We start from the raw sequence: 6,588 nt of genomic DNA, 5'->3' as shown, positions 1-6,588 counted from the left end.
TTTTGTTGTATACTGGTCATTGAGTAGGGCTCCTTTTCTTGGTGACTTTGCAATCCCAAGGATACCCTACTTTTTTGTCGTTTACTAGACTCCCCGATCCTTACACATACTATTTTACGCCATCGTCGTCAGGGGGATTAGTGGTAAAAAGTAACCCTAATTTTGCCCCAAAGGCCGATTAGAGGGTGAAACGGTGAGATTAAGTGTAGAAAATCCCACTACGGCTGGCAAACAGAGCTTGTTTGTCCATTTTAAGTGTAGAAAATCCCACTAAATTTGATTAAATAGAGGACAAGCAAGGCTGCAATCGAGCAATCGATAATGGTATTTAGTAAATTGAAGTGAATGATAAGCGTAGGCAGTGATGAGGCCTATAATTGCAAAGGCTGCCCTATGCAGAAACTTGCGTAGAGACAGCCTTTGTTTGAGCTCACCCAACCGTCAACAAACCAGCAATCAGCACCCCACCACCAACTAAGCAGGAATCGGCACCCCACCGTCAACAAACCAGCAATCGGCACCCCACCACCAACTAAGCAGGAATCGGCACCCAACCAACCTATTCCTTCACCACAGTAACCATATACTCCTTCATGGTGGCATGGTCCTCAGCTTTGACGGCAATGACAAGCTCTGTCTGCTTGGCGGCAAGTGCAACATTTCTCGGCAGGGTATCCTCGATCAGAATCCCATTTACGTACACCAGCGCATTCGGATGCTTAGGTACGGCGTTTAATTGCACAAAGGAAGTCTCGGCGGAAACGGTCATTGTGTAGGCGGATAATCCGCTGGAAAACGGCGGCGCAAGGGTCCCTTCGCTGACAGTCAGCTTCTCCAGCTCCGCATTGCGGTCAAAACCTGCCATCATGCGCAGCAGATCAAAAATGCCATTTTCCGCTCCGGGGATGACAAACTTGACCTCGGCCTCTGTTTTGTCCTGAATGCTGCCTGCGGGAATTAGATAGCTCTTGGCATAGAAGCTCCGGGCTTTGTCCGTAAACAATGTTTCCTGGACCAGCAACTTACCATCCACATAAATTGCAATCTCTTTGCCGTTGTTGCCCGAGAAGTAGGTGACGGACAAGTAGTTGTCCTTGTTCGGTGCGGTTTTCAGCCGGTAGCTGAACCAGCCGCCATGCTCTGCTTTGCGGATATTGAAGCCGTCCCAGGTATCAACGGAAGTATTCCTGCCCAGGATGCCATGCTCCAGCTCATACTGGTCATTGCCTACAGGCAGGCTGTCAAGGGTGGCGTCCTGCACTCTTTGCTGAAGCTTGCCCTGCAGGATATGCTGCTGCAGCTCGGCAGAATCGGCCTCCACCAAGCGCCAATAGATTCCATACCGTTCGCTGTGCTGCTTGTAGTGGGGAGTGAATACCAGCCGCGTGTCTTCGTCCGTGCCGCGCAGCGCAAAAGCGGGCTCATCCTGCTCCAGCCGCACATAGTGCTGATCGAAGTTCTTCAGCCATTCCTCCGGGCTCTCCGCAACCGTGATGAAGTCCTTAACGAGCATATTGCGCGTCGGCACGCTGACGGCTACCCCTGTCGCGGATTCGGTCATATCCTGTGTTCCCAGCCCGGCGCTGAGCACGGCCGGACCGTATTTCAAAGCCAGCACATGCTCCGCATCCGGCAGGTTGAACCAGGCAAGCTTCATGGGAAGGCGGAGCTGTACGGTATCGCCGTCACCCCAAACTTTGCTGAGTACGGCGCAGCCTCCGAATATAGCCGCGCTGTGCGGTTGTCCGTTCAGAAGAACCTCCGGTTCTCCCGCCAGCCAGTCCGGCAGGCGCAGCTTCAGCGCCAGAGGATTAATGTGCACCTGCCGGGTGGAAATGGTGAACCGGACTGTATCCGTATAAGGCAGATTGGCACTCTGCAGCAGCTTCAGACCGTGTTGCTCCGCATTCAGCGCAGAGCTTACATATTGGTTAACCACAATGCTGCCCGCATCATGGAAATAGATGCTGTCATTCAGCTTCGTGAAGCTCTCCATGCCCGTACCGGTACAGCACCAGAAATGCTCGAAGGGCGAGCTGTATACCTTGAAATATCCCGTAGCCATAGGCTGGAAATACATCGTCATGCCGGTATGCGGATGCTGCGAGGAGACGATGGCATTCAGAAAGGTATTTTCGTAAAAATCGGCATATTTCGCTTCTCCGGTGAGCTTGAACAGCTCGCGGGTCAGCTTGAGCATGTTATAGGTATTGCAGGTTTCAGCGGTGAAATTGGAGCGTTCGCAGTCGAGCTTATCCGGGTCGCCGAAATGCTCCCATTCGCTGTTCCCTCCGGTAATATAGCTGTGGTGGTTGACAACCATGTCCCAGAACTGCCGGGCAGTCTCCAGATAAAACACCTCACTGTCCCCCAGTGCCAGATAGCGGTTCAGCGCACCGAGAAATTTGGGGATGGTGGTGTTGGCATGCTTGCCCTTGAGAATGTCCTTTCCTTCGTGAACCGGCTTGAATAAGGACAGCTCATCAAAGCTGTGGGCGGCGCTTAGAATGCGCTTATCTCCGGTAATTTTGTACAGCTCATACAGGCAGTCGTTCATTCCGCCATACTCCACAGACAATACCGTCTGCCGGGTTTCGGGCGACCAGGCAGAGGTCCGGCGGCAGATCCATCCGCCCAGCCTCAGGAGCGTGGCATAAGCCGTTGCATTACCGGTTGCGGTGTAGGCGGCTGTAAGTCCGGAGACGATTTTGTGCATGGTATACCAGGGAACCCAGGCAGGCCGTTTATTTTCCACATGATCGAACAGCTCTTCGGGAAAAGCGGACAGGTATCCGCTTCTCTGCTGGCACAGCGCAAGCTCCTCCAGGAGGTACTTCAGCCTCAGGGCGATTTCATCGTCCCCGGTCGCAGAATAGGCCTGAGCCAGGGCGGTAAGATAATGGCCCAGCGTATGGCCTCTGATCTCGGTGCTTTCCCAGCCGGGGTATTTGCTGCTCTTCGGGGGAAGCCCTTTGTTCTCACGGAAACCGGCCAGCAGGCGGTCGGGATCATAGCTTTTGAGATATTGCAGCTCTTTGGTGAACGCGTTCACGAAATAAGGATCGGTTATGCGAACCTGATCCATGCGGAAATCCTTCAGTGCAGCTGTGTCGTACGGGCCAGCCGTCGAGGGCGGCGTTGTTCTTACAGGCATTGTTATCACCAATCCTATGCTCTCTATAGTGGCAGTGCAGATGCAGCTTCTCTCATTCAAGCTTATAGGGCGCGGGCGGTGAGGGTAAATAGTGTTACGTTCGAATATGTGTGAAAAAGTCAGAAATGTGCGGCTGCATGTCTGGTCGCCGGCCGTGAAAAGGGGCAGAGATGCACGCTGAGGCAAATAGCTGAGGGGCGCAGGAGGATGGATAGCCTGTTTAGGCTGGGCCTGATGACTGTTGCGCAGATTGCTGATGATGAGAACGGATTTTTGTCTTTGCTTGCATCTTTCTGCAATGGATTTTGGGCAGCTTTGCGGTAAACCGGCTTCTGCAGCTGGCAATTTCACAGAAAAAAAGCACCGCCACATGGACGATGCACTCATTTCATAGATTTAAGCTGATGCATATAGAAGAGACGAATTCGCTGTGCGGCCCTTTCACAGAACCCAATTTCCATTTGCTGTTATGGCGTGTACTGCTGCACAATCGAGGTCACCTGGCCATCCTGAACCGTAATGTGGAATGGGGATTGGCTCAGGTCGATGATGTCGGTTTTGGCGAATTCTGTAATGAGCTTCTGAAGGGTAATGCTCTCATTCCAGCTGATGTCCAGGTCTTCAAGCTTCCCGGTGTGGTCGAAAATTTGCATCGTTACCGCAGCATTGCCGGCGACCGGATAGGAAGTGAGAGAGTCGCTGTCGTTCACAATATAATAACCGTCCGGGGTGCCGCCAAGCTCTGCCGCCGCTTCAGGGTCACGTCCGGCAAAGATGCGGTCGGCTTCAGCGCCTTCGTACCATTCGATTTGGTCAGCTGTCATGGATGTATGCCCGTTTTTGGATTCCAGTGCATGTATATAAACCGTTAATTCCTGGATTTTGTCGCCACTTTGCGCTTCTGCACGTGTGCCCGCCGTACTTGCCGTAGTCACGAGGGAGAGGAACAGCAGGACCAGTAAAGGAAGCAGTATAGCAGATTTTTTCTTAACCATATATAATTTCCCCCTTGAATTAAATATGACACGGTGTACGCCTATATGCCTAATTACCCTCGGCTGTATTTCTCAAACGGGTATTGTACCTCTATTAACGTATATCCGGTGAAAATGTTGCAATAAGTTTCGGCACTCCTGAACCCGGGTTTTGCAATGGAACGGCTAACCGGAATTCTGTCAACCTGTTTTGAGCGTGCCAATGCATATTGACCTAAGTTTTATTAGCACCTAAGATATAGGAATATCTGGATTATAGTTCAAATATATGGTTTCTTAGGGCGGTGTTTGTTTGGAATCACTCACTACAATACAGGCTGAACTGGACGCTTACTTAAAAAGAGAAGGCATGACCATCAATCAATTCGCCGGGATATCGGGTGTGAACTCCGGTACGCTCAGCAGTATTATAAATGGCAACCGTCCTATTGCTATGAAGCAGCTGGACCGGATTACAGCGGGGATGGGACTTCCAGAAGGTGAATTTTATGAGTTATATATAGATGAATGTGTCGTTTATTCCACTCCGGACTGGCGGCGCCTGGGGCCATTTCTGCACCGCTGTGCAGAGCTGGACAAGCTGGACTGCATCCGGCAGGTGGTCCGCACGATTATGGATAATATCTCCTATGCCCAGGCGGTGTTTGAAACGGCAGAGGAGTTCTTCGCGCAGGGCAAGCGGCAAGCGGCGGCACTGCTGTACGAGGGCGTGGCGGAGAGCGAGAAGTATCAGCATTCGGAGCGGCTGGCCTTGTGCCAATACCGGCTGTTCATGATTAACCTGGGAAAAGATCAGAATGCCAACCTGCGTACAGCGATGCATTTTGAGTATTTTGTGGAGCGGCTGGATGAGATGGACCAGCTGAGTGCTCTGCAGGCCCTGGTGAATGTCTATCTCTCTTTGCATGACTGGGACAAAGTAGATGCTCTGGCTTCCAGGATGGGAAGCAAGGCCGCTCTGCAATACCGGCATGAACATCGGAAGACAGCGAGGCGCACGGCACAGAAGCAGCCGGCAAGGCCGCTTTGCTTTTATATTTTGTATTCTAATTTGCTGCGGGCCGCAGCTTGTGAAGAACGCGGCGATTATGAGCAAGCCTTGCATTATGTCTCGCTGTATTCCGAAATGGGCTGGGTGAAGGAGAGCTCTGAGGAGGTCCTGCGGATCAAGGAGCAATTCAGGGAATGGGCGGAGGCCAACACGTATCTGTATCGTCTGATGTCCGGACAAACGGAGGTGCTGGCGGATTACGTGGAATTCATCGCGGTCCGCGAGAATGAAATTCTTCCCGGCTTGATTAAAATCATGCAGGCAGCCAACCGGTTCCATTTCAACGCAGATGAAATCATTGAACGGCTCCAGCCGCAGCTGGAGATTAAAGAGCAGAAGAGCAGCCTGGGCAAGTTCAATTCGCAGGTGACTGCTGATAAATTTTTGATGCTTCATTACGAAATGGCGGTCTATTATCTTACGGCGCAAAGATATGATATCGGGATCACTTATTTATTCCAATGTCTGGAATCCTCTGTTAGAATAAACAGTGACAGCAGTATTGTTCAATGCGTAGGATTATTTGAGCAGTACAGGCATCTGGCTTCTGAAGAAGACCGGGAGAGATACAAAATTCTTATTAGTGAGGTGCTAGGGGTTAATGAAAAAAAGATTGGCTCTGTTACTGGCGGTATTTAGTATTGCTCTGGCTATTGCAGTTCCGGTCATTCCGGTGGAGCAGGCAGCGGATTCATCCGGTTTTCAGCCATTGTCGCATGGGACGGGACTTGATTAATTCGGTTCCAGTTGCGTAAAGGCAGCTCCAAAACCTCTCCTGTGCCGGAGGGGTTTTATTGAAATATAGGAATTTATATGCTTTGCGCACTAAATTATCCTTCTATTTCTCGCAGAAACGGTGCCGTCCTTACAAAGGACGGCACCGTTTTCTGCTTGTTGTTCGCGGATACAATAAGAATAGAGTTAGAGCCTATCCCAGGATAAATAAGTAAAAGGTGATGAGAGTTGGCCAGCTTCGCCTCAACAACGGCATTTCTGCCGTTAATTCGGGTCGCACGGGCCATTCCCGCCCCAACAACGGCAATTCTGCCGTTATTTCGGGTCGCACGGGCCAACCCCGCCTCAACAACGGCAATTCTGCCGTTATTTCGGGTCGCACGGGCTAACCCCGCCTCAACAACGGCAATTCTGCCGTTATTTCGGGACGCACGGGCCAACCCCGCCCCAACAACGGCATTTCTGCCGTTATTTCGGGGCATACAGCAGTAATCTTGCAAAGAAGCTTACATTCTATGGAAATCTAAAAAAGTGCACAAAAAAAGAGATTCCTGTATCGTAGAAGTTGTAACGACACCCACGAAAGGAGATCTCTTGCTGTATAAGTTACCTGAACAAGGATTGTTATGTCAAGTCACTACGTGGTTAAACAC

The 6,588-nt window shown here is 51.0% G+C and carries 4 protein-coding genes; 1 reads left to right on the top strand and 3 read right to left on the bottom strand.

Annotated features, from left to right (window positions below):
* Positions 1 to 559: 559 nt before the first annotated feature.
* On the bottom strand, positions 560 to 3,154 hold the full coding sequence (locus HYD27_RS31510; protein WP_219221727.1) for a beta-L-arabinofuranosidase domain-containing protein: 2,595 nt from the start codon (positions 3,152 to 3,154) through the stop codon (positions 560 to 562).
* 467 nt (positions 3,155 to 3,621) lie between these two features.
* Positions 3,622 to 4,149, bottom strand: a complete 528-nt coding sequence (locus HYD27_RS31505; protein ID WP_219221726.1) for a hypothetical protein — start codon at positions 4,147 to 4,149, stop codon at positions 3,622 to 3,624.
* A 292-nt stretch (positions 4,150 to 4,441) separates the two neighbouring features.
* Here HYD27_RS31505 and HYD27_RS31500 point away from each other — a divergent pair, with 292 nt between their 5' ends.
* The gene (locus HYD27_RS31500; RefSeq protein ID WP_219221725.1) at positions 4,442 to 5,839 is read left to right on the top strand and encodes a helix-turn-helix domain-containing protein; all 1,398 of its coding nucleotides are present in this window, start codon (positions 4,442 to 4,444) and stop codon (positions 5,837 to 5,839) included.
* A gap of 191 nt (positions 5,840 to 6,030) precedes the next feature.
* Here HYD27_RS31500 and HYD27_RS31495 read toward each other — a convergent pair whose 3' ends face one another.
* Entirely contained in the window at positions 6,031 to 6,417 is a 387-nt protein-coding gene (locus tag HYD27_RS31495) for a hypothetical protein (protein ID WP_219221724.1), read from the bottom strand.
* Positions 6,418 to 6,588: the final 171 nt, after the last annotated feature.

Origin of the sequence: Paenibacillus sp. S150, assembly GCF_019352175.1 — a bacterium.
Lineage (GTDB): Bacteria > Bacillota > Bacilli > Paenibacillales > Paenibacillaceae > Paenibacillus_AQ.
The sequence above is the reverse complement of the archived record's forward strand: the minus strand, read 5'-3'. Positions and strand labels throughout refer to the sequence as shown.